22 protein-coding genes are annotated in these 26151 nt (G+C 36.1%); 13 read left to right on the top strand and 9 right to left on the bottom strand.

Translation table 11 applies throughout. From position 1 onward, the window contains the following. From GN105_RS03355 to GN105_RS03335, 5 genes are all read right to left on the bottom strand, one after another. Positions 1-1224 (bottom strand): oligosaccharide flippase family protein, encoded by a 1224-nt coding sequence (locus GN105_RS03355; protein ID WP_173014958.1) that lies wholly within the window; start codon positions 1222-1224, stop codon positions 1-3. 33 nt (positions 1225-1257) lie between these two features. Further along, the gene (locus tag GN105_RS03350; protein WP_155284017.1) at positions 1258-2541 is read right to left on the bottom strand and encodes a nucleotide sugar dehydrogenase; all 1284 of its coding nucleotides are present in this window, start codon (positions 2539-2541) and stop codon (positions 1258-1260) included. 41 nt (positions 2542-2582) lie between these two features. Continuing rightward, complete coding sequence (locus GN105_RS03345) at positions 2583-3572, bottom strand: SDR family oxidoreductase (RefSeq protein WP_155284016.1); 990 nt, start codon at positions 3570-3572, stop codon at positions 2583-2585. Positions 3573-3593: 21 nt separating this feature from the next. Beyond that, positions 3594-4385, bottom strand: a complete 792-nt coding sequence (locus GN105_RS03340; RefSeq protein WP_155284015.1) for a polysaccharide deacetylase family protein — start codon at positions 4383-4385, stop codon at positions 3594-3596. 267 nt (positions 4386-4652) lie between these two features. Next, a complete protein-coding gene (locus GN105_RS03335; RefSeq protein ID WP_155284014.1) occupies positions 4653-6410 on the bottom strand; it encodes a right-handed parallel beta-helix repeat-containing protein in 1758 nt (585 codons plus the stop codon). A 219-nt stretch (positions 6411-6629) separates the two neighbouring features. On the opposite strand from GN105_RS03335, the gene GN105_RS03330 reads away from it, so the two are divergent. From GN105_RS03330 to GN105_RS03290, 9 genes are all read left to right on the top strand, one after another. Then, on the top strand, positions 6630-8258 hold the full coding sequence (locus GN105_RS03330) for an acyl-CoA carboxylase subunit beta (RefSeq protein WP_155284013.1): 1629 nt from the start codon (positions 6630-6632) through the stop codon (positions 8256-8258). Positions 8259-8288: 30 nt separating this feature from the next. Then, entirely contained in the window at positions 8289-8885 is a 597-nt protein-coding gene (locus GN105_RS03325; RefSeq protein WP_155284012.1) for a peroxiredoxin-like family protein, read from the top strand. A 251-nt stretch (positions 8886-9136) separates the two neighbouring features. Next, positions 9137-10450 carry a c-type cytochrome gene (locus GN105_RS03320; RefSeq protein WP_155284011.1) on the top strand — a complete coding sequence of 438 codons (1314 nt, stop codon included), beginning with the start codon at positions 9137-9139 and terminating at the stop codon, positions 10448-10450. Positions 10451-10493: 43 nt separating this feature from the next. Continuing rightward, positions 10494-13568: a TAT-variant-translocated molybdopterin oxidoreductase gene (locus tag GN105_RS03315; RefSeq protein ID WP_155284010.1), complete on the top strand. Its 3075-nt coding sequence runs from the start codon at positions 10494-10496 to the stop codon at positions 13566-13568. Between the two features lie 12 nt (positions 13569-13580). Then, on the top strand, positions 13581-14006 hold the full coding sequence (locus GN105_RS03310) for a SlyB protein (protein ID WP_155284009.1): 426 nt from the start codon (positions 13581-13583) through the stop codon (positions 14004-14006). 62 nt (positions 14007-14068) lie between these two features. Beyond that, the gene (nrfD, locus tag GN105_RS03305; RefSeq protein WP_095895456.1) at positions 14069-15475 is read left to right on the top strand and encodes an NrfD/PsrC family molybdoenzyme membrane anchor subunit; all 1407 of its coding nucleotides are present in this window, start codon (positions 14069-14071) and stop codon (positions 15473-15475) included. Then, on the top strand, positions 15468-15992 hold the full coding sequence (locus GN105_RS03300; protein ID WP_155284008.1) for a DUF3341 domain-containing protein: 525 nt from the start codon (positions 15468-15470) through the stop codon (positions 15990-15992). The genes nrfD and GN105_RS03300 overlap by 8 nt, the downstream gene beginning before the upstream one ends. A 5-nt stretch (positions 15993-15997) precedes the next feature. Then, positions 15998-16567, top strand: a complete 570-nt coding sequence (locus tag GN105_RS03295; protein ID WP_155284007.1) for a c-type cytochrome — start codon at positions 15998-16000, stop codon at positions 16565-16567. 26 nt (positions 16568-16593) lie between these two features. Beyond that, positions 16594-17796, top strand: coding sequence for a quinol:cytochrome C oxidoreductase (locus GN105_RS03290; protein WP_155284006.1), 1203 nt, complete (start codon positions 16594-16596; stop codon positions 17794-17796). A gap of 86 nt (positions 17797-17882) precedes the next feature. On the opposite strand, the gene GN105_RS03285 is transcribed toward GN105_RS03290, so the two are convergent. Further along, entirely contained in the window at positions 17883-18266 is a 384-nt protein-coding gene (locus tag GN105_RS03285; RefSeq protein ID WP_155284005.1) for a DUF423 domain-containing protein, read from the bottom strand. A gap of 247 nt (positions 18267-18513) precedes the next feature. Between GN105_RS03285 and GN105_RS03280 the strand changes: the two genes are divergently transcribed. From GN105_RS03280 to bioD, 4 genes are read left to right on the top strand one after another with little or no spacing between them, the layout of a single operon-like run. Next, positions 18514-19764 carry an aspartate kinase gene (locus GN105_RS03280; protein ID WP_155284004.1) on the top strand — a complete coding sequence of 417 codons (1251 nt, stop codon included), beginning with the start codon at positions 18514-18516 and terminating at the stop codon, positions 19762-19764. Between the two features lie 47 nt (positions 19765-19811). Beyond that, entirely contained in the window at positions 19812-21122 is a 1311-nt protein-coding gene (gene tilS / locus GN105_RS03275; RefSeq protein ID WP_155284003.1) for a tRNA lysidine(34) synthetase TilS, read from the top strand. Positions 21123-21127: 5 nt separating this feature from the next. Then, positions 21128-22291, top strand: a complete 1164-nt coding sequence (locus GN105_RS03270; protein WP_155284002.1) for an aminotransferase class I/II-fold pyridoxal phosphate-dependent enzyme — start codon at positions 21128-21130, stop codon at positions 22289-22291. Between the two features lie 3 nt (positions 22292-22294). After that, positions 22295-22915: a dethiobiotin synthase gene (bioD, locus tag GN105_RS03265; RefSeq protein WP_155284001.1), complete on the top strand. Its 621-nt coding sequence runs from the start codon at positions 22295-22297 to the stop codon at positions 22913-22915. A 49-nt stretch (positions 22916-22964) separates the two neighbouring features. On the opposite strand, the gene GN105_RS03260 is transcribed toward bioD, so the two are convergent. Genes GN105_RS03260 through accD form a run of 3 tightly spaced genes read right to left on the bottom strand, consistent with a single transcriptional unit; the run spans position 22965 to position 25826 of the window. Continuing rightward, a complete protein-coding gene (locus tag GN105_RS03260) occupies positions 22965-23915 on the bottom strand; it encodes a mevalonate kinase family protein (RefSeq protein WP_155284000.1) in 951 nt (316 codons plus the stop codon). A gap of 8 nt (positions 23916-23923) precedes the next feature. Next, on the bottom strand, positions 23924-24958 hold the full coding sequence (locus tag GN105_RS03255) for a diphosphomevalonate decarboxylase (RefSeq protein ID WP_155283999.1): 1035 nt from the start codon (positions 24956-24958) through the stop codon (positions 23924-23926). Positions 24959-24971: 13 nt separating this feature from the next. Further along, complete coding sequence (gene accD, locus GN105_RS03250) at positions 24972-25826, bottom strand: acetyl-CoA carboxylase, carboxyltransferase subunit beta (RefSeq protein WP_155283998.1); 855 nt, start codon at positions 25824-25826, stop codon at positions 24972-24974. Positions 25827-26151: the final 325 nt, after the last annotated feature.

Genomic DNA, 26151 nt, shown 5'->3' with positions numbered 1-26151 from the left:
TTATTTTTTAAATTTTAAATAATAAAAAAAACTTCCTAATCCCATAATCGTTTGGCTAGTTGAAATTACAATGGCTCCTCCGTTTATACCAAAATATTTGATAAGAGGATACAGCATTAAAAAACCAATTATTGATGCGATAAGTGTAATTTTCATTGCCTCTTTATCCTTTCTAAGAGGCAATAGAAAGTTGGTTGAAAATATTCTTTCAATGCAAATATAAAACAATCCTACGAGCAATATATAATACATAAAATCATATTCACTTGATTGCAAATTTATGTACCAATATATCAATGGTTTGGCAATAACGCTTCCTACTATCATTGATAAGACTAGGACGATTGCAATCTTTAGGAAAAGATTGAATCTGTGCTTTTCTCTGACAATAAAAGGGAAAAAAGCAGTTGTTAGTGATCCCAAAATAGAATATTGCATTGTGTTGATAGATCGTATGGAATTAAATACTCCTAAAGAAGCTTTATCTACAAAAAAACCTAATGTAAACACAGTAGTATTAAGGTATAGAGTAGGCACAAACCTGCTTATGAATATAGAGGTGTTACTCTTAACTGTACTTATAAGTGATTTGAATGAAACTCTTACAAATTTGAGATTGTATTTTGTCACTAGTAAGTACTGCCCTACAATTCCCGCACCGATAAATCCCATACTTTGTAGTAATGGATATATCCAATAATCACTTTCCTTTTTTATGAATAGGAAAATACAGAGTGTAAAGAACAATTTTATTCCCAAATTTAGATATGTAATGTATCGCATTTTTTCAATTCCTTGAAAAAACCATTCAGGAAAAAGAACTTGTCCTAACAGAGATATTCCTGTATATAAATAAATGTACCAATACTCATAAAAAGAAGGTACTAAACAAACAATAGTTCCAATAATTCCCCAAGAAATTAGTAAAAAAAATACCTTAATAATAAGTACTTTACTATATATGATGTCTAATTTCTTTGGACTATTCCTAAAAACAGCAACATCTCGGGTTGCTGTTACCTGAAAACTAAAGTCAGTTAAGGACGTGAAATAGGTGACTAATGAAGCTGAAAAAACTATTAAACCATATTTGTCAAACCCAATTGTCCTTAAGACATAGGGTAATGTTATCAACGGAAGAAGTATTCCCGCTAACTGCAATGCAGATAGGGAAATGAAATTTTCTAATAATACCTTTCCATTAGAGCTTTTCAGCTTATTCAAATATTTTTTTAACAACGCACCTTATTTTAGAAATTACAACCTTCCATCAACTTTTTTTAATATTCCTTTCACGTCATATACCACCCCATTTTCTTTTTTCAAATTTTCTATATTAAGATTCTGGAACTCTTTATGAGCTACGCCAAGAACTACGGCATCAAATTTTGCAGAAGGTAGCTTTTGTGTACTTTCAACGCCATATTCGTGTTGTACTTCCTCCGGATTTGCCCAAGGGTCGAAAATGGTTACTTTTACGCCAAAATCTTCCAAAGCAGCAATCACATCTACAATTTTTGTGTTGCGTACGTCAGGGCAATTTTCCTTGAAAGTAACTCCTAACATCAGTACTTCAGCTCCGTTTACATTGATGTTCTTTTTAATCATCGCTTTTACGACTTGCTCAGCTACATATTTGCCCATCGAATCGTTTAGTCTTCTTCCCGCTAAAATAATTTCGGGGTGATAGCCGTATTCTTGTGCTTTTTGAGCCAAATAGAAAGGGTCAACGCCGATGCAATGTCCGCCCACTAAGCCTGGTTTGAAAGGTAAGAAGTTCCACTTCGTGCCAGCCGCAGCTAATACCGCGTGGGTATCGATATCCATCAAATTGAAGATTTTTGCCAACTCATTAACGAAAGCAATGTTGATGTCTCGTTGTGAATTTTCAATTACTTTAGCCGCCTCAGCCACTTTTATGGTCGGAGCCAAGTGTGTGCCAGCAGTAATTACCGATTTGTAAACTTCATCTACTACTTTTCCGATTTCTGGTGTAGATCCTGAAGTAACTTTTAAAATCTTTTCTACAGTATGCTCCTTGTCTCCCGGATTAATTCTTTCAGGAGAATAACCTGCAAAGAAATCTACATTGTATTTCATTCCCGAAGTTTTTTCCACCACTGGGATACAATCTTCCTCGGTAGCTCCCGGATAAACGGTTGATTCATAAACTACAATATCTCCTTTTTTCAGAACTTTTCCAACAGTTTCGCTGGCTTTCACCAAAGGTGTTAGTACAGGTCGGTTATTTTTGTCCACCGGAGTAGGTACGGTAATTACGTAGATGTTAGCATCTTCAATGTCTTTCAATTCGGCAGAGCAAAGCAACCCATTTGAGTTGGTTTTAAACGGATTTTCTTTAACCAAAGCCGATTGTAGTAATTCGTCAGAAACCTCCAACGTATCGTCGTGACCGGTGTTTAATTTTTCTACTCTTTCTTTGTTAATGTCAAATCCCACTACCGGATATTTTGTGGCAAAAAGTCTTGCCAAAGGTAATCCAACGTAACCCAAACCGATAACTGCTATTTTGTGTTTCATTTTTTGTTTATTAATGAATGTATTTTTATGAATATTTTTTTCTATTTTAAATTTTTCCAATACCAATCCACAGCCTCTTTCAGTCCTTCTGCGAATTTGTGAGTAGGCTGATAACCCAAATTTTTCTGTGCTTTTTCAATGGAAGCCAACGAGTGCGGTACATCGCCCAATCGGTTAGGCCCATTCAGGATTTCTACTTCGGCAATTTTCGGGTCATACTGTGCAAGAAATTCCCTCAATAATTCTGCCATATCCTTGATTGTGGTTCTGTCTCCCACCGCGGTATTATACACTTGATTTACGGCATCGGGATTTTCCGAAGTCATTGCCAAAATGTTCATTTGAATGACGTTGTCGATGTAAGTAAAGTCGCGCGAGTAGGTTCCGTCTCCGTTAATCGTAGGCGATTGGTAATTCATCAGCTGAATCACAAATTTCGGAATTACTGCGGCATACGCTCCGCTTGGGTCTTGTCTTCTTCCAAATACATTAAAATATCTCAGTCCGATGGTGTCAAAGTCATAAGTTCTTTTGAAAACATCGGCGTATAGTTCGTTGACGTATTTTGTAATTGCATATGGAGAAAGTGGTTTTCCGATTACATCTTCCACTTTTGGCAGTGATTTGGAATCGCCGTAAGTGGAAGAACTTGCAGCATAGACCAAGCGTTTTACACCGGCATCTCTCGCTGCTACAAGCATATTAAGAAAACCACCCACATTGACATCGTTGCTGGTAATCGGATCGTTGATGGAGCGAGGAACGGAACCCAAAGCTGCCTGATGCAGAACGAACTCCTGTCCTTCGCAGGCTTTTCTGCAAGTGTCTAAATCGCGGATGTCGCCTTCAATTAGGGTGAAGTTTTTATTTGACAAAAAAGGCTCTATGTTGTGTCTGTGTCCTGTGGCAAAATTATCCAAAACGGTAACTACAGCACCTAATTCCAAGAGTTTTTCAGATAGATTGGAACCGATGAAGCCTGCTCCACCGGTTACTAATATTTTTTTGTTTTTTAATTTGTTTGAAAACATTTTTTACGTGTTATTATGTGTTTAGTTTCTCCTGTTTCTTATGGTTTCAAAAATATGAGCTGTTGTGCATAGTTCAATGTCTCCTTTTTCTCGTAATTCTACCAAATAATCGCACAATTTGACAAATTTCTCATTACTCCAACTCCAACTATCTGAATCTTCATCAATACTATGAAACATTAATGTCAAAGCTCCCTTTTGTCGTACACATTCATCTACTAAGGAAGCGACCTGTTTCCAAGTAACATCATTAACAATAGGAACGGAGTAGATTACACGGTCGTTACACTCCTTCATAATGGTATCTTGATATGCCCATTTATAAAAGATTGGAAGATGCCAAAATCGTCCAAGTTTGCGAAAAAAAGTTCGTAAGAATCTCATCCGCTGTATTCGCAGAGAGGTTCTTACATAGCTAATCTTTTTTGTGAAAAGATCTTTTTTTGACTTTTTGAAATTTTCTATATTCAGCCCGGAATTCGGACTGGCAAAACCTATGGTTGTGTTTGTAGGTAAGTTTAGCCATTCAATTACTTTGTCGTAAGAAGCACTAATGTCCTCCTCAGTGTTTAAGTGCTTGTCTCCGTGAAGAGCTATTTCAAAACCGTTTTCTTTGTTGAAGCGAACAACATCGCAAGCCAGCATTGGTTTTCCATAGTGAGGGAATCGTTCCTTAGGTGCGGTGCCGTCAATATATCCGGTTGTAACATTAAGGGTTGCTGGTATATTTCTTGGAATCAGTATGTTGTCAAATGCGGTTGTGTTGTCTCCTCTGGCATCATCAAAAGAAAAACTAATTAAAGCTCTGTTCATACATATAATATTTTTTATCTTTTTTGTGAAATTGATATTCTAAAATAATTTATTGCCATAAATATGCCTAGCTGATGACATTATCTAATTGTATTCATACGGCACATAATTTTTAATTTTTCCCTCAAAATAAAAGGGCTAATAAATTAAGCACAAATGTACATATTTTTTTTATTTTTGTTATGGTAACATATTTTTTTAGGAAAAAAATAACAAAAAGGATAGTGTGGTTTTGTTATTCCTCTCCTTTGGATAACGGTAAATGTTTTAGTTAATTCCTCTTACATTATCTGACGCTTTGGTTACAGTCCAATGTTGGATACCTTCGTTGTCAACATAACTTTTTGTCATTTTTATATAGCCTCCATACGGAATTTCGATGCCGTTCAACCTGCCTTTATTGTATAATTTGGCTATGTAAGCTTTGGAGGGTTGCTTTTTCGTTCCAAATAATATCTTTAATGGAGATTTATCCTTAGAATTATTTGTATAGTAAAATTCAAAATTAGAAATAGGAATGTCGTTATCCAAATAGATAGTTGATTGGGAATTGTTTAAAGTGTAGTTTATTGCACCTCCGTCAAACATTTTTGAAACGGTATTGCCATAAGTTAGAGGCAGACTCGGAAGTTCTCCTTTTTCACTAAAGGTCAAAGAAAAACTTGAGTGGGGGTGAGAGTTGGTAGAAGGAGAACCGGTATAGTTGAAAAAAGGGATTTCATAACCTTTTGATAATACATTTGTTATTGTTACATTTTTTAAATCATCTTTAAAGAAATTTGTTGTACTATTTCTGATAGCTGCCACCTTGTATTTGGCTTTGCTACTTGCTTCAAATACGGGGTTCATTATCGTTATGTTTCTGTTGCCTACATCCCTATGGCTTAAATGTTTAAAACAAGTTATAGTAATGGGGGCTAGGTAAACGGAATGCCTATTTGCAGGGGCTTCAACACAATCAATGAATTTTGGATTGATTATTTCAGTTTTGAAGAAGTCGGATTGATGGTTGTTGATGTACACGGCACTCTTTTTTGATCTATAAAATGTAGGATTATGAATCTTTATTGATCCTTTCACATAGTTCGTGGGAGCCGACACTATAAGTGCATCTCCTTCAAAAACCGGATCAAAAATCTCAATATCGTAGTTGGCATCTACGAGCCTGGTGTCCTGAGGATGAATTAGATGAGACATATGGGCAGAAAATGAAAATCCTGCTGTATAGGACGAAACTCCCTTGCCGTTATTTCTGAGTATAGGTTTGTATATGCGTAACTTGGTTACGTTGTCCCTATTCCAATTAGGCTCTATATCTATTCCGTATCCCGGATCATGCCCTCCTGTGCTTTCTGCAATTAAGTTGTGTATTTCTATATTATGTCCGGAAGTTATGGATATCCCCTGTCTTCTATTGTCCGGAAGGTTGGCATTATGAATTTTGATGTTTTCACAATTCCTCATATAAATACCATCTCCCCAAAACTTGGTTGCATAAGCATTGTGTATGGTAATGTTGCTACAATCAACTATGTTTATGCCGTGTCCCCATTGGCCTGTGGAACCTAAGTGGGTGTATTTGTCCCCTTCCAGATTTGGGTTCTTGATAGTGATGTTTTTCTTTCCGCTTAAGTCTATTACGTTGTAAAAAGATAGATTGTTTGGTTTTACCTTTATTTTAGCATTTTTTTCGAAAGTGATAGTACTCCCATCTTTTGGTTTTACCCCATCGCCGTTTACTAGTTCAATGTCATATGTGCCGTCCTTAATCAGAATGTTTGAGTGTTTATCCGCAATGCTCTGAAAGAATTTTCTAAAATCCCCTGTTACATTTTGAGGAGTAATTACAAAATCATAGTTTTCTTCTCGAATTTCTCCCCCATCATTGTTTTTGCCTTTATCAAGCTTCTTTTGTTCTTCTGTGACATGATCAAAAATGTCTTCAAATGTGCAGGAAGTAGTTGCAAAGAATGTACAGGGAGTAATTATCAAAATAGAAAATAATGTAATAATTCTTTTTTTCATTTGCTATTTATTTAGATTTTAAAAAATTAATTTGTGGGGCAAAACTATGCAAAATTATCTAATAAACAAAATGTGTGACATATAGCATTGATGAAATCTCAACTTTTTAGAAACTTCTTTTTTTGCAATATTGAGTATTATCGGCAGATTTCACTTACCTTTTTCGGCTGTTTAAATCTTTCTTTGTATTTTCGCCCGAAAAATTGAAAATAAGGATTTATGAATGTTCAATTTAATATCAATGAAGATTTTAACAAACTTGAGCTGAGTGAATTACGTCGAAGATTAGCCAAAGTGAAGGAGGGCGGAGGCAAAAAGCGTCTTGAGAAATTACACAGTCAAGGTAAACTTTCGGCTCGTGAACGCATTGAATATCTTTTAGATAAAGACAAAGAATATATCGAAATTGGGGCGTTTGCTGGCGAAGGAATGTATCCCGAACACGGTGGCTGTCCATCTGCTGGTGTTGTGGTTGTAATTGGCTATGTTTCAGGGAAACAATGTGTTGTGGTGGCTAATGATGCGACTGTAAAGGCGGGAGCTTGGTTTCCTATTACGGGCAAGAAAAATATTCGAGCTCAGGAAATTGCCATCGAAAATCGCTTGCCTATCATTTATTTGGTGGACAGTGCGGGCGTGTATTTGCCAATGCAGGACGAAATTTTTCCAGACAAGGAGCATTTCGGTAAAATTTTTCGTAACAATGCGATAATGAGCAGTATGGGAATCACGCAAATCGCTGCCGTTATGGGAAGTTGCGTTGCCGGAGGGGCGTATTTGCCCATTATGAGCGATGAGGCTCTGATTGTAGACAAAACAGGAAGCATCTTTCTGGCAGGAAGCTATTTGGTAAAAGCTGCAATTGGTGAAGATGTTGATAATGAATTGCTTGGTGGAGCAACTACACATTGTGAAATCAGTGGAGTAACTGATTTTAAAGCCAAAGACGACAAAGATGCTTTAGACAGAATCAAACGAACGATGGCGAAAATCGGGACGTATGAAAAAGCAGGATTCAATCGTGTTGAAGCTCAAAAACCGCTGAAAAACCCCGAAGAAATTTACGGAATTCTGCCTAAATCAAGAGCAGAACAATTTGATATGATGGAAATTATTCTTCGTTTGGTGGACAATTCCGAGTTTGATGAATACAAAGCAGGCTACGGACAAACACTCATCACCGGATACGCCCGAATTGATGGCTGGGCGGTGGGGATAGTCGCTAATCAACGTAAAGTATTGAAAACCAAGAAGGGAGAAATGCAGTTTGGAGGAGTAATTTATTCCGATAGTGCCGATAAAGCAACCCGATTTATTGCCAATTGCAATCAGAAAAAAATTCCGTTGGTATTTCTGCAAGACGTTACAGGCTTTATGGTAGGCTCAAAATCCGAACACGGAGGCATTATTAAAGACGGAGCTAAAATGGTAAATGCTGTGGCAAATTCGGTAGTTCCGAAGTTCACGATTGTAGTGGGAAATTCTTATGGAGCAGGTAATTACGCAATGTGCGGGAAGGCGTATGACCCGCGTTTAATCGTTTCGTGGCATAGTGGGAATATTGCCGTGATGGGTGGAGCTCAAGCCGCAAAAGTGTTGTTGCAAATCGAAACCGCTTCACTTAAAAGCAAAGGACAAGAAATTACCAAAGAAAAAGAACAAGAGTTGTACGATAAGATAAAATCGAAGTACGATGAGCAGATTTCGCCTTATTACGCCGCTGCCCGATTGTGGACAGATGCCGTTATCGATCCGCTTGAAACCCGCAAATGGATTTCGATAGGTATTGAAGCTGCTAATCACGCTCCTATCGAAAAGCCGTTTAATTTAGGAGTTTTACAAGTTTAATGAATTAATTTTTTTAAATATATAGTACAAATGAGAGTAAAAAAAATGTTTTTAGGATTTTTCCTTTTATTATCAGTTACTTTACAAGCACAAGACGTGTCCAAAGCGTTGAAAGTGGGGGATAAAGCTGTCGACTTTACTTTAAAAAATGCTAAAGGAGAAGATGTTACTTTGTATTCGTTATTGGAAAAAGGAAATGTAGTTATTACTTGGTACAGAGGAGGTTGGTGCCCGTATTGCAATGTAGCTTTAAGTCAATTACAGGAAAAATTACCTGAGTTTAAATCGCTGAATACTAATTTAGTAGCTTTAACTCCTGAACTGCCCGATCACAGTCTTTCAACTCAAGAAAAGAACAAACTTGAATTTGAGGTGCTTACAGATTTAAATAATGAAGTGGCAAGGTTATATGGTGTCGTTTTTAAATTGGATGATAAAACGGCACAACGTTATGAACAAGCTTTGCATTTGAGTAGCCGAAATGGGACTAATTCTTCAGAATTACCTGTTCCTGCTACATATATTATTGATAAAAAAGGAAAAATACGTTATGCTTTCGTAAATCCAAATTATAAAGAGCGTGCCAACCCCGAAGTAATTATTCAGGAACTCAGAAAAATTCATTAAGAAAGCAAAAGAGAGTGGCAGCAAAATGTTGAGTTTAGCTTTAATTTTTAGTAACAAAATCAGTAGTGATTTGAAGATTGTAAAATCAACTGTTTTAATTGATGTGGAACGTTATTTATTTAGAATTCATATAAATTAACTTGAAAAGAAATAAGTTTTTTTGTATATTCCTGAGATGTTCTATTTTTGTCACTTGAATAGATGAGATTGTCAGAGAGTTCAATAGAAAATAGTAGATAACATACTTTAATATGAAAAAGGTTAAAAACCATAAATTGTTAAATTTCAGTATTTTTAGCTTTTTGCTGATGTTGTTGTTTTCAACTTCAGTTTTGGCTCAGGAAGATGCAGCTAAAGGAGATCCTGTAAAAGGGGAGACTTTGTTTAAAACCAACTGTATGGCTTGTCACCAGTTGGATAAACGTGCTGTTGGTCCTGCATTGGGAGGTGTAACTGAGAGAAGAACGAACGAATGGCTTCATAAATGGATTAACAATAGTGCAGCATTGATAGCTTCGGGTGATGCAGATGCAAAGGCTATTTTTGAGGAATTTAATCAAGTTCCGATGGCTCCTTATGAAGGAATTCTTTCTCATCAAGATATAGAAGACATTCTGGCATATACGGCAAATCCTCCGGCTGTACAAGAAGTTCCTGAAGAGGAAGTTCCGCAAATTATTGTGGAAGATCCAGAGGTGGCAAGAGAAAGATCAGTGACGTATGTTACTGCTATTTTAGGAGTTACAGTGCTTTTAATAGCGTTGTTTGTTGTTTTATTCGCATTAGGAAATGCTTCAAGAGTTATAGCAAATGGGGATATTTCAGCAGAAGAATTTGCAAAACGTAAAGAAGGACTATTGTCAAAAGCATTTGCAGACAATCCGTTTTTAGTGATAACAACTGTTTTGGTATTATTGTTTGGCTCAACGTACGCTATTTTTGGATATTTAATGCAGATTGATGTTAATCAAGGATATGAGCCTATTCAGCCTATTCATTATTCGCATAAAATCCACGCGGGAGATAATCAAATTGATTGTAAATTCTGTCACTCGGCTGCACGCGTGTCAAAAACAGCAGGAATTCCGTCCCTGAATGTGTGTATGAATTGTCACGAAACGATTTCAGAATACAAAGGTGCTGAAGATTTGGCAAATGGCTATACACGTGAGTTTTATACCAATGAAATTAAAAAGTTATATGACGCGGTAGGGTGGGACGAAAAAACGTTTACCTATACAGGAAAGACTAAACCGGTTCGTTGGGTTCGTATTCACAATTTACCTGACTTCGCGTACTTCAATCACTCACAACACGTAACGGTTGCAGGTTTGGAATGCCAGCAGTGCCACGGAAAGGTTGAAGAAATGGAAATCGTTCATCAGCACGCACCCCTTACAATGGGTTGGTGTGTGGATTGCCACAGAAAAACGGAAGTCAATACCGAAAACGGATACTACCAAAACTACAAAGAGGTTCACGCAGAACTTGCTAAGAAACTTAATGTTGAAAAGCTTACCATTGCTCAGTTAGGTGGTTTGGAATGTGGTAAATGTCACTACTAATTTACAATTATTATTTTAAAGAGTTAATATTCAGATTATAACTATGGCATCAAACAAAAAATACTGGAAAAGTGTAGAAGAACTTAATGAAAATTCGGTATTTGATACACTGAAACAGAATGAGTTTGTAGAAGAAATACCTGTTGATGAGTTTTTGGGCGATAAGGCAACTCTTGAATCGTCATCAACTTCACGCCGTGATTTCTTAAAATATGTAGGTTTTACTACGGCTGCTGCCACGTTGGCTGCTTGTGAAGGTCCTGTTCATAAGGCAGTTCCTTATGTGGTTCTTCCTGAGCAAATTCGTCCCGGAGTAGCTGATTATTATGCTACAACCATTGCCGATGGTTTTGATTTTGCAAGTATTCTTGTGAAAACCCGTGAAGGACGTCCAATTTTGATAGAACATAATCGTGAGGCTCAAACACACTCTGATGTAAATGCCAGAGTAATGGCTTCTGTATTAGGATTATATGATAATCTTAGGGTGAAAAATCCTATGGTCAAGGGTGGAGCTTCTGTTTCTTGGGCTGATTTGGATTCGCAAGCAGTGAAAGCTTTGGAAAAGGCTGCACAAAATGGAAAACAAATAGTGATTTTAAGTCATACACTGGCAAGCCCTTCTTCATATAAACTTATAGAAGGATTGAAGGAGAAGTTTCCTACTTTGAAATTAGTTGAGTATGATGCTATTTCGGAAGAAGCTACATTAACGGCATTTGCTAAAAAATACGGTGTGCGTGCGATGGCAGATTACGATTTTGCTAAGGCTGATGTAATCGTTTCATTTGGTGCGGATTTCATAGCTGATTGGCAAGGTGGAGGTTTTGAGGGAGGATACGCTAAAGGGCGTATTCCTGTGAAAGGGAAAATGTCACGACACATTCAGTTTGAGGCAAATATGACCTTGTCGGGAGCTAATGCTGATAAACGAGTTCCGGTTACTCCATCGCAACAGAAAGTAGCTTTGGCTAAATTTTACGGTTACTTAAATGGCGTTTCTGTGAGTGGAAATCTTCCTGAAAATGTTGAAGAAACTGTGAAGAAAGCAGTTGCTCAAGTAAAGAAAGCAGGTAAAAAAGCTGTTGTGGTAACAGGAATTCAGGATGAAAACGCTCAGTTATTGGTACTGGATATCAATGAGAAATTAGAAAGTGAGGCTTTCAATCCTCAAACTGCTATTTTAACACGAAAAGGAAATGTTTCAGAGTTGAGACAACTTATTTCCGATATGAATAATGGAAATGTAGGTGTCTTGATAATCAACAATCTGAACCCATTATATACACTATCTAACGCAGATGAGTTTGCGAAGGCTTTGGAGAAAGTAGATTTTTCAGTTTCTTTTTCAATGAAAGCCGATGAAACTGCTATCAAGACAAATTATATTGCTGCTACACCACACTATTTGGAGTCTTGGGGCGATGTAGAGTTAAAAAGAGGTCATTACGCATTGACTCAGCCTACTATTCGTCCGTTGTTTGATACTCGTCAGTTGCAAGATGCATTGTTGAAGTGGTCTGGCTCTGAAAAAACATATTATGATTTCATAAAGGAAAATTGGGCAACAGATATTCTCGGCTTAGCAAAATGGAATCAAGCATTACACGATGGTTCTTTCGTGAAAGAAGAGTTAAATAATACACTTTCTTCGTTAGAAGTATCTGTTAATGATGCGATTCAAAGTTTATCGAAAGCAACTTCTAACGGCTTTGAATTAACATTATATTCTAAAACAGGGATTGGTGATGGACAACAAGCCAATAACCCTTGGTTGCAAGAACTTCCTGACCCGATTACCAGAACTACTTGGGATAATTACATCACAATGTCAGCGGCTGATGCTAAGCAATTAGGCATTAAAAACTGGCACGTAGCCACAGGTGCTTTAGATGGAAATTATGTTAAGGTTACCGTAAATGGAGTTAGTTTAACAGCTCCTGTGCTTATTCAGCCTGGTCAGGCTAAAGGTTCAATAGGTTTGGCATTTGGTTATGGTAGGGTAGAAGGTATGAAAAAAGAAATGCAGGTAGGTGTAAATGCTTATCCGCTTTATCATAACTTCGATAATGTACAAAATGTTGAGAGCCTGACAAAAGCAGATGGAACACACGAGTTTGCTTGCATTCAGTTACATAATACCTTGATGGGACGTGGCGACATTTTGAAAGAAACCACTCTTGAAGAATTCAATTCAAAACCGGCTGAACAGTGGAATAAAAAACCAGTTGTTTCATTGGATCACAAAGAGGTGTTAGCTTCAAGTGTTTCACTTTGGGAATCTTTTGATCGCTCATCAGGGCATCATTTTAACTTGTCGATTGACCTTAATGCTTGTACAGGTTGTGGAGCTTGTGTGATTGCTTGTCACGCAGAAAATAACGTACCTGTAGTAGGAAAAGAAGAAGTGCGTCGTTCAAGAGATATGCATTGGTTACGTATTGATCGTTATTATTCTTCAGATGATACTTTTGTAGGAGATTTGAAAACGAAGGAAGGCATTAAAGGATTGAGTGCTGCCCTTTCTACTTACGGAGAAATGGAAGTTGCTTCCGAGAATCCGCAGGTGGCATTCCAACCGGTTATGTGTCAGCATTGTAATAATGCACCTTGTGAAACAGTTTGTCCGGTAGCGGCAACTTCACACGGTCGTCAAGGTCAAAACCATATGGCTTATAACCGTTGCGTAGGAACACGTTATTGTGCAAATAACTGTCCATATAAAGTACGTCGTTTCAACTGGTTCTTGTACAATAATAATGACGAGTTTGACTTCCATATGAATAACGACTTGGGTAAAATGGTGCTTAATCCGGATGTGGTTGTTCGTTCGCGTGGGGTAATGGAAAAATGTTCTTTCTGTATTCAACAGACACAAGCAGTTATCCTTAAAGCTAAAAATGAAGGACGTGAAGTACGTGAGGGTGAGTTTAATAATGCTTGTGCTTGCTCGGCAGCTTGTGGTACTGGAGCTATGGTGTTTGGGGATATCAATGAGAAAAACAGTGAAATTGCCAAGTTAGTTGCAGATGACAGAGCTTATCATTTGTTGGAGCATATTGGAACAAGACCGAACGTCGTTTATCAAGTTAAGGTTAGAAATACGCAAGAAGTTTAGTTGAGGCAAAATATGAAGAAATATATTTTTATATTAATTTTAGGAGCGTTGGTTTCTTGTGGAGGTACTAAGTCACCCGAGTTACGACGTTTGAAAGCTAAAGAAGAAATTTTAGCGTTGAATACAGAACTTAACAGCCTGAAAATAGAACTTGAGAAAGAACGCATAGAGAATGAAAGTTTAAAATCTGAAGTAGAGAAAGTGAATTCTAAGGCAGATAAGAAAACATCTGATTTTACTTCTGCAGAAGCAGGTTCTTCTTCTGCTAAAGATGCTAAACAGGCAAGAAGGGCTTTAAAGAGAGCAGAAAAAAGAAATCGAAGTTTAGCAAAGAGCAATAGAAAAATGCAGAAACTTGAGAGAAAGATTGAAAAAGTTCAGAAAAAAATAGAAGGACTCAACAAAAAAGTGGAATTTGTAGATAATAAAGAAAAATGATCTACATTTTAAGGAATCTTTATAATAAAAAGTTTAATTTTTTTAATATTTAAAAACAAAATATGGCATCGCATTACGAAGCACCTATACGAAAACCCTTAGTGACGGGCGACAAGTCCTATCACGATGTTACGGTTGATATTGCTCGTCCTGTGGAAGGAAAAGCCAACAAAATGTGGTGGACGGTGTTTTCCATCTCATTGGTCGCTTTTCTTTGGGGGTTGGGTTGTATGATTTACACTATATCGGAAGGTATTGGTACTTGGGGGTTAAATAAAACAGTCGGTTGGGCTTGGGATATTACTAACTTCGTTTGGTGGGTTGGTATTGGTCACGCAGGAACGTTAATTTCTGCCGTACTTTTATTATTCCGACAAAAATGGAGAATGGCAATTAACCGTTCGGCTGAGGCTATGACAATCTTCTCAGTTGTTCAAGCCGGTTTGTTTCCGCTTATCCATATGGGACGCCCTTGGCTGGGATATTGGGTTATGCCTATCCCGAATCAATTCGGTTCGTTGTGGGTAAACTTTAACTCTCCTCTATTATGGGACGTATTTGCGATTTCAACATATCTTTCTGTGTCGTTAGTGTTCTGGTGGACAGGACTTCTTCCTGATTTCGCAATGCTTCGAGACAGAGCTGTGAAGCCTTTCCAAAAGAAAATTTATAGTTTGGTAAGTTTTGGCTGGAGTGGACGTGCAAAAGATTGGCAACGTTTTGAAGAAGTTTCACTTGTTCTTGCAGGTTTGGCAACGCCTTTGGTACTTTCGGTACACACTATCGTATCATTTGACTTTGCTACATCCGTAATTCCGGGTTGGCATACGACCATTTTCCCACCTTACTTCGTTGCGGGGGCGATTTTCTCAGGGTTTGCGATGGTAAACACACTTTTGATTATTATGAGAAAGGTATGTAATTTTGAGGATTATATTACCATTCAGCATATTGAACTTATGAACATCGTAATTATGATTACGGGTTCTATCGTAGGATGTGCCTATATCACAGAGTTGTTTGTGGCTTGGTATTCAGGTGTTGAGTATGAGCAATATGCTTTCTTGAACCGTGCAACAGGTCCTTACGCTTGGGCATATTGGATGATGATGACTTGTAATGTGTTCTCACCTCAATTTATGTGGTTCAAAAAACTACGCAGAAGCATTATGTTCTCATTTATCATTTCTTTAGTGGTAAACGTGGGAATGTGGTTTGAGCGGTTCGTAATTATCGTTACATCACTTCACAGAGATTATCTTCCTTCTTCTTGGACAATGTTCTCACCAACGTTTGTTGATATAGGAATTTACATCGGAACAATCGGATTCTTCTTTGTGTTATTCTTGTTGTATGCACGTACATTCCCTGTAATTGCACAAGCGGAAGTGAAATCAATCTTGAAATCATCAGGAGAGAAATATAAAAAATTAAGAGATAATAATCCTAATCACGACCACAATGAGTAAGAAAGTAATACAAGCATTATATAACGATGATGATATTCTGATGGCTGCAGTAAAAAAAGTCCGTGCAAAGAATCATCATATTGCAGAGATATATACTCCTTTTCCCGTTCACGGATTGGATAAGGCTATGGGATTAAAGCCTACACGTATTGCCATTGCAGCATTCATTTATGGGTGTATAGGGCTTACGGTAGCAACTTTGATGGTTAATTACATTATGATTGAAGACTGGCCACAAGATATCGGTGGAAAGCCAAGTATGACTTTCTTGCAGAATATGCCTGCTTTTGTGCCTGTAATGTTCGAGATGACAGTGTTTTTTGCTGCTCACCTTATGGTTATTACTTTTTATATGAGAAGTAAACTATGGCCTTTTAAGCAAGCTGAAAATCCGGACGTGCGAACTACCGATGACCATTTTTTAATGGAAGTTCCTGTAATGGAGAATAATATTGGAGAAGTAACAACACTTTTGAAAGAAACAGGAGCTGTTGAAATTAAAATAGCAGAAAAATAGGAGATATGAAAAATATAGTGAAAGTAGCTTTATTCAGCAGTGTATCTTTACTTTTAGTATCTTGCTTTAACAAACGTGAGCCGAACTATCAGTTTATGCCCAATATGTATGAAAGTGTTGGGTATGAGACATATCAGCAATCGGGTGCCTTTAAAGATAGTATGCAAGCTCAATTGCCTGTTTTGGGAAGCATCAAACGCGGGTGGCAACCTTACGAATATCCTGATACACCGGCAGGTTTACTTCTCGCAAAAGAAGAATTGAAGAATCCTTTATTTGCTGATTCTTTGAATGTTGCGTCAAATACTGAGGCAGGAAAAGCGTTATACGATATTTATTGTGCTGTTTGTCACGGAGAGAAAGGTGACGGAAAAGGCATCTTAGTAGAGCGAGGAAAATTTGCGGGAGTTCCAAGTTATGCAGATAAAAATCGAGTTATCACACAAGGAGGTATTTATCACGTGATTTACTATGGATTAAATGCAATGGGTTCGTATGCTTCACAAATTAATGAGAAAGAGCGTTGGCAAGTGGCTTTGTATGTAGAAAAACTACGTGACGAGCTAGTAAAATAATTCCCTAAAAGAAAGATATTTAGATTATGTACACATTTTCAAATAAATTAAAAATTACCTCTATAATTCTTATGGTTATCGGGATTATAGGAGTTGTTGTTGGTTTTTTAACAGTTCCGCATACTGCCGAAGACGAGCACGTGCTACATATGTTGCATAATAAGCCTTGGGCAGCGGTGTATGTTGCAGCACTCTTTTTTATGTTGATTTCTTTAGGGGTATTGGCTTTTTACGCTATCAACAGAGCAGCTCAAGCGGGTTGGTCGCCAGTACTTTTCCGTGTTATGGAAGCAATTACGGCTTATTTATTTCCGGGTGTGCTGGTAGTTTTTACGCTATTGGTACTTTCAGGAATGCATTTGAATCACCTTTTTGTCTGGATGGATGAAAGTGTAGTTGCTCACGATACGTTGTTACAAGGAAAACAAGGTTATTTGAATGTACCTTTCTTTTTAGGACGTGCTGCATTTTATATGTTTGGTTGGGTTTTGTACCGCCATTTTTCCAGAAAGTTTTCTATTGCACAAGATACGGCTACCGATGACAGCAATTTTGTGAAAAACTTTAAAATATCTGCCGGATTTTTAGTGTTTTTCTTGGTTACAGAATCGATGATGTCTTGGGATTGGATTATGAGTGTTGATCCGCATTGGTTTAGTACATTGTTTGGATGGTATGTGTTTTCGAGTTTCTTCGTTTCAGGAATTACAGTTATTGCTTTAATTACTATCTATTTAAAAAGTAGAGGGTATTTGGAATATGTAAATAGTAGCCATCTGCACGATTTGGCAAAATTTATGTTTGGTATTTCAATTTTCTGGACGTATTTGTGGTTTTCTCAGTTTTTATTGATTTGGTATTCAAATATTTCTGAAGAGACGGTTTACTATGTAGCTCGGATTAGAGATTATGCTCCGCTATTTTTTGGTATGTTGTTGCTTAATTTCATATTCCCATTATTGGTATTGATTAATACGGATTACAAACGCATTAGTTGGTTAGTATTTGCGTCAGGTGTTATAATTTTGATAGGTCATTATATTGACTTTTATGTTATGATTATGCCTGCTACGGTAGGGGATCAATGGAGTATCGGAATTACTGAAATTTCATCGGTGCTACTTTTCTTAGGGTTGTTTATTTTTGTAGTTTTTACGGCTCTTACAAAGGCTCCGTTACTTCCAAAACGTCATCCGCTTATTGAGGAAAGTAAACATTTCCATTATTAGGATTAGATTGAAAAAATAGAAGAAAATAAAAAACCATAGTTAAAAACTATGGTTTTTTTGTTAGATAGTCAGATTTCTAAGTGAATTTATTTCTTCTTTAAAAATTCAATTAATAAAAATGCCCATCCCAGCATCAAAAGTAATCCCCCTAAAGGTGTTATCAAAGCAAATGACCTAATATTTATGGAAGTTATACTTTCTGTGGAAAGTAGGTAAATAGAACCTGAGAAAAATAGAACTCCAAAAACTACCGATATAAAAGTTGCTTTTCTGATTTTTTCCGAAATGTTGTCCAAATTTGATAAAAGTAATAAGAACAAAGCGTGATACATTTGGTAGCGAACTCCCACTTCAAAACTAGAAAGAGCTTCTTCAGTAAGATGTTTCTTTAGCGAATGCGCACCAAAAGCTCCTAAAATTATAGATGTCAATCCGAATACAAGAGCTACAATAATAATCTTTTTTTTCATTTTACACAGAATTTATAATTTACAGATAATTTTTTGTAAACCACAAAATTATGGTATTTTTTTGAATGATTATAATTAATCTGTATTTTAAAACTGTTTAAGAGAGAATTGTTGATGAACATTTTTTATTAAAATAGATATATGAAAAAGAATTTTGCATACTTTTGTAATTCTGAAAATGATATTGTTTAGGAAATAATCTCAAGAAAATGAATTTCTTAAATTTTATGTTTAGCTTTTATCAATTATGAGAATATTCAAATTTGGCGGGGCATCGGTAAAAGATGCCGAAGGTGTAAAAAATGTAGCAAGAATATTGGAAATGGTTGGGCATTCCGATACATTGATTATAATTTCAGCGATGGGGAAAACCACAAACGCTTTAGAAGTAGTTGTTCGTAATTATTTTGAGAAGAAAAACTTTCAGGAAAGCATCGATGTCGTTAAAAATTTTCATTATGAGATTATTCGTGATTTATTTTCTAACGAAAATCATCCGGTTTATTGGAAAGTAGATGGTTTGTTTGCTGAATTGATATCTTTTTTGGAGCGGAATAAATCTCCGAAACACAGTTTTGTGTATGACCAAGTAGTTAGTTTCGGCGAATTGATTTCAACTACAATTATTAGCCAATATTTGAATGATTGTGGAATCAAAAACACGTGGCTTGACGTTCGAAATTTGATAAAAACCGACAGTAACTTCCGTGATGCAGCCGTTAATTGGGAGGATACGCAGGAGAATATTGTAAATAATGTAAATAAATCGCTTTTGAATATAACTCAAGGTTTTATGGGAAGTGATTCTAATTTTTTTACAACAACTTTAGGCAGAGAAGGTTCGGATTATACAGCAGCCATTTTTGCGTATTGTTTGGATGCCGAAAGCGTAACCATTTGGAAAGACGTTCCCGGAGTGCTTAACGCAGACCCTCGCTACTTTGAAAAAACAGAATTATTACATAAAATTCCTTATACAGAAGCCATTGAGCTTGCTTTTTATGGAGCTTCGGTGATTCATCCAAAAACGCTTCAACCATTGCAACGTAAGGAAATTCCTTTATTTGTGAAATCATTTATAAATCCTACATCATCAGGAAGTTCGGTTTGTAATGTAACAGAGTTGGAGCCTAAAGTTTCCTGCTTTATTTTGAAAAAAGGACAAGTTTTAATTTCGTTATCATCGCTTGATTTTTCTTTCATTGTTGAGGAAAATATTAGCTATATTTTCAAGCTCCTGCACGATGCGAAAATGAAAGTAAGTGTGATTCAGAACTCGGCTATTAGTTTTTCGGTTTGTGTTGATAATAAGTTTGATACTCTTTCGGATTTATTGGAGAAATTGAAAGCAAGATTCAAAGTTTCTGTATTTGAAAATGTAGATTTGTACACAGTTCGTCACGCAACAGAACAATCTATTAAAGAAATTGAATCAAATAAAGAAGTTTTGCTGAAACAAGTGCTTCAAAATACGGTTCAACTGGTAGTTTTAGGATAAAAAGGAACTTTAAAACAACCGCAAAAGCAATTATAGCATAGTAATTTATGGAAAATCGCTTCAGAGAACATATTGAAAGAGTATTTAATCTTGAAAATAAGCGAATTTTGGTTGCTATTAGTGGCGGAGTGGATAGTGTTGTGCTTGCTTATTTACTGCATCAGTTGAAGATTGAAATTGTTTTGGGGCATTGTAATTTTCAGTTGCGAGATGATGAAAGCAATGAAGATGAGGCTCTTGTAAAAGAATTTGGAAAGGGACTGAACGTAAAAACTTTTGCTAAACGTTTTGATACTCAAAAATTTTCTTCTGAAAATCAGTTGAATACACAACTTGCAGCTCGTAAATTACGTTATGATTGGTTTGAAGAGGTCGCCTTGGAGAATGAATGCGATTTCATAGCCACCGCCCATCACGCTGATGACAACATAGAGACCTTTATTATAAATCTTTCCAGAGGAACGGGATTAGATGGCTTATTGGGGATTCCGCAGAGAAATGGAAAAATTATTCGTCCGTTGTTGCCATTTTCTCGGGAAGAAATTCTTCAATTCGCCCAAAAAAATCAACTTTTATGGCGAGAAGATAGCTCTAATGCGAGTGATAAATATGTTAGAAATAAAATTCGGCATAATATTGTTCCTTTTTTGAAGGAAATACATCCTACCTTTCTTAAAAATTTTGAAAGAACACAGCTCTTTCTTACTCAATCTGCTCATTTTATTGATTTTTTTGTTGAAAATATTAGGAAAGAGTGCTTTATAGAGGAGGAAAGTCAGATTAAAATTAATATTGAATCGTTAAAACGAAATTATCAATCCGATTTTGTGTTGTACAAGTTGTTATATCCGTATAACTTTAATAATATCCGAGATTTAAGGCAAATTTTGGAAGCAGAAACCGGGAAAAAACTTTTTTCGACTACGCATATTCTTTTAAAAGATAGAAATTTCCTCATTTTAAAGGAAAAACTAGAAAATATTGAAAAAATATACGAGATAAATAAAGAGACAACTGAAATAAATTCACCTATTTCATTGAAATTTCAAGTGATTGATAATAAAGGGGTTGATGTGTTTGATGAAGAGAAAATTTTTATTAATGCCGATTTGCTAAAATTTCCAATGTTATTGCGACATAAACAGGAAGGAGATTTTTTCTATCCTTTTGGAATGAATCAGAAAAAGAAATTAACTAAGTTTTTTAAAGACGAAAAATATTCTATTTTTGAGAAAGAACAGCAATGGCTGCTTTGCTCTGGTAGTGATGTTGTTTGGGTGGTTGGGAAACGTTTGGATAATCGCTTTAGAGTTACAGAAAAAACTCGAAAAGTTTTGATAATCAGTTATGATAAATAATTAAAATGAACAGAATTCCTAAACATATAATTCGAAAACTTGCTGAGAGAAAAGAAAAAAATGCTTTCCGAATGCTGAAAATCAATCAATTTCAGGTTGATTTTTGTTCGAATGATTACATAGGATTTTCAAAGTCGGAGGAAATAAAAATTGAAGTGGAACGTATTTTATCTACTACCGATTTTCAGCACGGAGCTACGGGTTCACGTTTGATTTCTGGAAATTTTCCATTATTTGAAATGGCAGAAAATGAAATAAAAAAGTTTCATAATTCAGCTTCTGCATTGCTTTTTAATTCAGGATATGACGCCAATGTAGGTTTTTTTTCCTGCGTTCCGCAACGTGGAGATGTAGTTTTGTATGATAATTACATTCACGCTTCAATTCGTGATGGTATTTCAATGAGTTTGGCTAAATCTTACAAATTTAGGCATAATGATTTGGAAGATTTGAAAAAAATGCTGGAAAGATTCTCAAATGGTGAAAATTCTGTATTTGTTGTTACAGAATCCGTTTTTTCTATGGATGGTGATTCTCCTGATTTGTTGAAAATGAATGAATTAGTGAAAGAATATAATGCTTTCCTGATTGTTGATGAAGCACACGCATTGGGAGTTTTCGGAAATCAAGGCTGCGGATTGGTGCAAAATTTGGGATTGGAAAATGATATTTTTGCCAGAATTGTTACTTATGGCAAAGCATTGGGATGCCACGGAGCGTCAGTTTTGGGAAGTGAAATTTTGAGAGATTATTTGATAAATTTTGCTCGTTCATTTATATACACTACTGCAATGTCACCTCATAATGTTGCTACAATTTTAGCGGGTTATAGGCAGTTACAGACTACAAAATCTATTGGCTTATTGCATCAAAACATTACTTTTTTTAAAAGAAAAATTAAAGAATTTCACGAAAAAACATCAGAAAAATATCCATTCATCTCGTCCGATTCGGCGATACAAGCAGTTGTTTTGTCTGGAAATGATTTTGTGAAAAGAATAGCTCAAAATATTCAAAAAGAAGGTTTTGGCGTGATTCCGATTCTTTCGCCAACGGTTCCGAAAGGGCAAGAACGATTGCGAATATGTCTGCATAGTTTTAACACAGAAGAAGAAATTTCAAATTTTTTCGATGTTTTTTATAATCAGTTTCTTACACAAAATATTTAATCGATGAAGAATACTTATTTCATTACAGGAATATCAACCGATGTGGGAAAAACAATTGTTTCCGCTATCATTACTGAAGCCTTGCACGCCGATTATTGGAAACCTATCCAAGCAGGAGATTTGGAAAATTCAGATACATACAAAGTTAGTAGGTTGATTTCCAATAACAAAACAGTTTTTCATAGTAGTTCTTACGCTTTAAATACGCCTGCGAGTCCGCATCTTTCTGCTGAATTGGACGGCATTTCAATTGACATAAAAAAAATAAAACGTCCCGATACTGATAATCAATTGGTTATAGAAGGGGCAGGAGGGCTTTTGGTTCCTATAAATCAGACGGATACTATAGCTGATTTGATTTTGCCTTCGGATAAAATTATCATAGTTTCTCGGCATTATTTAGGGAGTATTAATCATACCTTGCTTACTTATGAGGCTCTAAAACAAAGGAATTTGTCTGTTTACGGAATTATTTTCAGCGGGAAGGAAAATGAATCTTCCGAAAGTATTATCTTGAAAAAAACAGGAATGAAATTCCTCGGGCGGATAGATGAAGAACCGTATTTTGACAAAAATGTGATTTTGTATTACGCTGATAAATTAAAATTAACTTTGGAAGAATAAACATAAAAAGAAAATCTCTGAATAATCCTATTCAGAGATTTTTAATATTTTAAAACTGGTAAACCACTTCTATTTTGTGTCCGGATAATGTTTTCTTTGCCTTTTCCAAGTCTTCGGTGAATCCTAAAATGTAGCCTCCACCTCCTGAACCACAAAGTTTTAGGAAGTAATCTCCTGTGTCAATACCTTTTTTCCAAAGTGTATGAAACTCAGCCGGAATCATTGGTTTGAAGTTATTCAAAACCACTTTGGAAAGTTTTTTTACATTTTTGAAGAGTGATTTAACATTTCCTTTCAGGAAGTCATCAATACAAGCATCTGTGTACTTGATGAATTGCGTTTTTAACATACTTTGGAAAGCCTCATTCTTCATATTTTCCATAAAAATTCTAACCATCGGAGCAGTTTCTCCCACAACACCGCTGTCAAGCAAAAACACGGCTCCTTTACCGTTTACGGCTTGTGAAGGAATTCCGGTGGCTTCAATATTGTCTTTGGAATTGATGAGTATCGGCAGACTTAAATAACTGTTCAAAGGGTCTAATCCTGAGGAAGTTCCGTGGAAAAAGCTTTCCATTTTTCCGAAAATATTCTTCAATTGCAAAAGCTTCTCTCGGGTTAAGTTTTCCAAAACCGTGATTTTATTATGTGCATATTGGTCGTAAATGGCTGCTACCAACGCCCCGCTACTTCCCACGCCATACCCTTGAGGAATGCTACTGTCAAAAAACATTCCATCTTTGATATCTTTCTTTAGTTGTTTGATGTCAAAACTAACAATTTCAGGATTTTCTGAGGATAATTTTTCCAAATGGAGAGCAAATTTAGCCAAAGCCTGATTTGATTTTTCGGCTTCATCTTTTTTGTCTTCACGCATTTGGTCAGGCATTTTCAAAGCTCCGTTGTAAAAATTATACGGTATGGCTAACCCTTTGGAATCCTTGATGATACCATATTCTCCGAAAAGCAATATTTTTGAGTAAAACAGAGGTCTTTTCATATTCAGATTTAGTAGTTTGAGTTTAATCGGTCGCAAATATACTGATTGTTTTCACAAAATGCAATCAATTCATCTTTAATAAATTGCAAAACCTCATTTTTGTACGAATCGGGGTACAAAACGTGTACGTTGGCTCCTGCATCTAACGTAAAGCAAACGGGAGTTTTGGTTTCTTGGCGGAACTTCCAAATGCGTTGAATGACTTCCAAAGTGTTGGGCTTCATTAGTATAAAATACGGAAGGCTGGTCATCATCATTGCGTGTAGGGTTAGTGCTTCACTTTCAATAACTTCGATGAATTGTTCCAAATCTCCCTGAGCAAAAGCACTGATAAGGTGGTCAATATTTGTGTGAGCCTGCTCGAAGCGTTTTTCGGCAAAAGGATGGTTGTGCATCAAATCGTGCCCAACAGAACTGCTCACCTGTTTTTGCCCTTTATCAATAAGTAAAACCGTATCTTGATAATTTTTAAAAATATCGTGAATTTCAAACGGATACGTTATTCCGTAAAAATTGGAACTGTTCGGAATAGATTGATGTTCTCCCCAAACAACAACGCTTCCTTGTACGCTTCGGCAAGCACTTCCTGAGCCTAATCGTGCTAAAAATGAGGCTTTTTGCCAAAAATCTTTTTCTGAAATGTTCGGATTCAATTGTTTTTCAATCTGCATCAAACACACCGATAATGCCGCCATAGCACTCGCCGAAGAAGCGATTCCGCTGCTGTGGGGGAAAGAATTTTCCGAGTAAATCTCGAACCGATAGTCTTTCAAAAAAGGCAAATATTTGTAAATCCGATTGAAAAAGGTAACTATTTTCGGGTGAAAAGATGGTTTGGGTTGTTTTTCAAAAAAGAAATCGAACTGAAAATCATCAGAAGGATTCTCTAATTTTTTTAAATGAACTGAAGTTTCTGTATAACAGGTTGTTAGTGTAAAGCTGATGGAAGGATTCGCCGGAATTTGCCCTTCAAGTTTTCCCCAATATTTGACCAAAGCAATATTGCTCGGTGCTTTCCAAGAAACAAAATTTTTGTTGTTCATTTATTTTTCTTTTTTATCGTATTGGGCGATTCATTACCAAATCAATATACAGATTTACCTTATCTTTCAGTTGTTTACGATTCACAATAAAATCTAAAAAGCCGTGTTCCAAAACGAATTCCGCAGTTTGGAATCCTTCTGGTAAATCTTGTCCTGTGGTATCTTTTACTACTCGCGGACCTGCAAAGCCAATTAACGCTCCGGGCTCGGCAATGTTGATATCACCAAGCATTGCGTACGAGGCAGTTGTTCCTCCAGTGGTGGGGTCGGTACAAAGTGAGATATAAGGCAATTTAGCTTCGTCTAACTGGGCTAACTTTACAGAAGTTTTAGCCATTTGCATTAACGAAAGTGCTGCTTCCATCATTCTGGCTCCTCCTGATTTTGAAATCATTAGGAAAGGTAATTTGTGTTTGATGGCGTATTCGATTGCTCGCGAAATTTTCTCGCCTACCACGCTTCCCATTGAGCCACCGATGAAAGCAAAATCCATACAAGCAATTACAATCTTTTCCCCTTTTGATTTGCCGACAGCAGTACGAACGGCATCTTTTAATCCCGTTTTTTGTTCAGCTTCTTTTAGGCGTGTTGCATATGATTTTGTATCAACGAATTCCAGAGGGTCTTTGGAAGATAAATTGGCATCAAGTTCTTTGAATTCGTTGTTGTCAAACAGAATTTGAAAGTATTCTTTACTTCCTATCCTTACGTGGTAATCATCTTCAGGGCTTACAAAGTAATTGGTTTCAAGTGCTTCATTATCAACAATGTTTCCGCTTGGGGACTTGTACCATAATCCTTTGGGTATATCTTTCTTTTCCTCAGTAGAGGTCTGTATTCCTTTTGCTGTTCTTTTAAACCAAGACATAATTTCTCTGTATTTATCGGACAAAAATATGAAAAAAAAATAAATTTGAAAATAGAATTAACATTTGGGAATTATAATCCTCTGTAATGTTAAAATTTTGAAAATGTATTATTGGGTTGATTTTAAGTTTTTTAAAATGTTTCTTCTAAATTAATTGATTTTTTAGGAAGATATATTTGTTTGTTTTATTAATTTTTAATTTTTGGGTGTTAAAATTAGTGAAATTTTATAGATTTATTTCTTTTGAGGGTAAAAATGAATTTTTTTATTCGTTTATATTTTCTACTTTTGCAATATCAAAAGAATGAAATGTAGGAGAGGTTGA

It is taken from the genome of Capnocytophaga felis (genome assembly GCF_009684755.1).
In the GTDB taxonomy this organism is placed as follows: Bacteria; Bacteroidota; Bacteroidia; order Flavobacteriales; family Flavobacteriaceae; genus Capnocytophaga; species Capnocytophaga felis.
The sequence above is the reverse complement of the archived record's forward strand: the minus strand, read 5'-3'. Positions and strand labels throughout refer to the sequence as shown.

Coding starts and splice junctions, on each gene's coding strand:
- GN105_RS03270 (WP_155284002.1), top strand. CDS start 21,128: ATGAACAGAATTCCTAAACATATAATTCGAAAACTTGCTGAGAGAAAA.
- GN105_RS03285 (WP_155284005.1), bottom strand. CDS start 18,266: ATGAAAAAAAAGATTATTATTGTAGCTCTTGTATTCGGATTGACATCT.
- bioD (WP_155284001.1), top strand. CDS start 22,295: ATGAAGAATACTTATTTCATTACAGGAATATCAACCGATGTGGGAAAA.
- GN105_RS03330 (WP_155284013.1), top strand. CDS start 6,630: ATGAATGTTCAATTTAATATCAATGAAGATTTTAACAAACTTGAGCTG.
- GN105_RS03345 (WP_155284016.1), bottom strand. CDS start 3,572: ATGTTTTCAAACAAATTAAAAAACAAAAAAATATTAGTAACCGGTGGA.
- nrfD (WP_095895456.1), top strand. CDS start 14,069: ATGGCATCGCATTACGAAGCACCTATACGAAAACCCTTAGTGACGGGC.
- GN105_RS03320 (WP_155284011.1), top strand. CDS start 9,137: ATGAAAAAGGTTAAAAACCATAAATTGTTAAATTTCAGTATTTTTAGC.
- GN105_RS03295 (WP_155284007.1), top strand. CDS start 15,998: ATGAAAAATATAGTGAAAGTAGCTTTATTCAGCAGTGTATCTTTACTT.
- GN105_RS03290 (WP_155284006.1), top strand. CDS start 16,594: ATGTACACATTTTCAAATAAATTAAAAATTACCTCTATAATTCTTATG.
- GN105_RS03310 (WP_155284009.1), top strand. CDS start 13,581: ATGAAGAAATATATTTTTATATTAATTTTAGGAGCGTTGGTTTCTTGT.
- GN105_RS03315 (WP_155284010.1), top strand. CDS start 10,494: ATGGCATCAAACAAAAAATACTGGAAAAGTGTAGAAGAACTTAATGAA.
- GN105_RS03350 (WP_155284017.1), bottom strand. CDS start 2,541: ATGAAACACAAAATAGCAGTTATCGGTTTGGGTTACGTTGGATTACCT.
- accD (WP_155283998.1), bottom strand. CDS start 25,826: ATGTCTTGGTTTAAAAGAACAGCAAAAGGAATACAGACCTCTACTGAG.
- tilS (WP_155284003.1), top strand. CDS start 19,812: ATGGAAAATCGCTTCAGAGAACATATTGAAAGAGTATTTAATCTTGAA.
- GN105_RS03300 (WP_155284008.1), top strand. CDS start 15,468: ATGAGTAAGAAAGTAATACAAGCATTATATAACGATGATGATATTCTG.
- GN105_RS03340 (WP_155284015.1), bottom strand. CDS start 4,385: ATGAACAGAGCTTTAATTAGTTTTTCTTTTGATGATGCCAGAGGAGAC.
- GN105_RS03260 (WP_155284000.1), bottom strand. CDS start 23,915: ATGAAAAGACCTCTGTTTTACTCAAAAATATTGCTTTTCGGAGAATAT.
- GN105_RS03255 (WP_155283999.1), bottom strand. CDS start 24,958: ATGAACAACAAAAATTTTGTTTCTTGGAAAGCACCGAGCAATATTGCT.
- GN105_RS03280 (WP_155284004.1), top strand. CDS start 18,514: ATGAGAATATTCAAATTTGGCGGGGCATCGGTAAAAGATGCCGAAGGT.
- GN105_RS03335 (WP_155284014.1), bottom strand. CDS start 6,410: ATGAAAAAAAGAATTATTACATTATTTTCTATTTTGATAATTACTCCC.
- GN105_RS03325 (WP_155284012.1), top strand. CDS start 8,289: ATGAGAGTAAAAAAAATGTTTTTAGGATTTTTCCTTTTATTATCAGTT.